1 protein-coding gene is annotated in these 997 nt (G+C 65.2%); it reads right to left on the reverse strand.

Annotation, left to right across the window (positions count from 1 at the left end; all coding sequences use genetic code 11):
- Positions 1 to 380: 380 nt before the first annotated feature.
- Positions 381 to 997, reverse strand: a 617-nt coding sequence (locus ABD120_RS39250) for a phage portal protein (RefSeq protein WP_343955547.1), incomplete at its 5' end; no start/stop codon positions are given.

Genomic DNA, 997 nt, shown 5'->3' on the forward strand with positions numbered 1-997 from the left:
CGCCGACTCGACGGCTTGAGCTAGAGGCTTGTCGTCGCCCATCTCTGTCCACGTCCAGACGAAGGGGCGCTTGTACACGGCGCCCAGCTCGACGCCGCCCCGGCGGCCGGGCACGCGGTCAACGGGCACAGTGGGGGAGGGACGGCCGGTACGGAGTCGGGAGACCCGATCCATGTAGCCAACGGCTAGGCGCCCCTCTTGAATCTGCCCGGCCCTGACAAGCTGGGCAGCCGGAGGCGCGAACCGGGGGATGTCCGCCCGGTCCCACGAGCCCAGGTTTCGCCAGAGATCGACGATGCGCCGGACAACGTTCGTGCGCAGCGAAGCACGCGCCCGGCTATGCGCCAGGCGCACGCGCGCTAGGTCCTCCTCGACGGCCACTAGGCAGCCTCGGCGATTGCCTTGCGCGACTGCCCCGACTCACTGGGAGTATCCGCGCCACCACCCGCAGAGCTGGCAGGCTGTTCCCCAGAGGGGGAAGCCCCCAGGTCACGATGTAGCTGAACGTCGAGTAGCTCCTGAGTCGCCATCGCCTCGAAGCGCTCAATCTGCGACGGCGTGTAACCGGCGTCCTGCCAGAGCTGACGCTTAGGGACCCCGAGGCTCCGGAGCTTCAGAAGCGCGTCAATGTGCTCTGCCTCAGAGCGGTATTCGGCGTCCTTCCAAATCGTCTCGGCTCGGTGGGCGTCCTGGCGGCGGTCATCCTTGACCGCGAACGCGAGCCTCATCACGTTCTCCCAGCCTTCGCCATAGGTGCGCTGACGCTGCCGCACCTTCGCCACTAGCCCCGCCTCAGCGCTCTTGATGTTCGCGCCAGACGGCGGTTGCCCGCTCTGCTGAAGCATGTAATGCACAGGCAGGCGAGACACAGAAGCGATGTGCTGAATGATCGCCTCAATCAGCCGGACGTAATTGGATAGGTCGGCGACCGCGAATTGCCCGAAATTGGTTTCCGGGTCTTCGCTGTGGATCATCTTGTCTAGTGCTATCTGAAATG

It is taken from the genome of Nonomuraea longicatena, from assembly GCF_039525605.1.
GTDB lineage: Bacteria > Actinomycetota > Actinomycetes > Streptosporangiales > Streptosporangiaceae > Nonomuraea > Nonomuraea longicatena.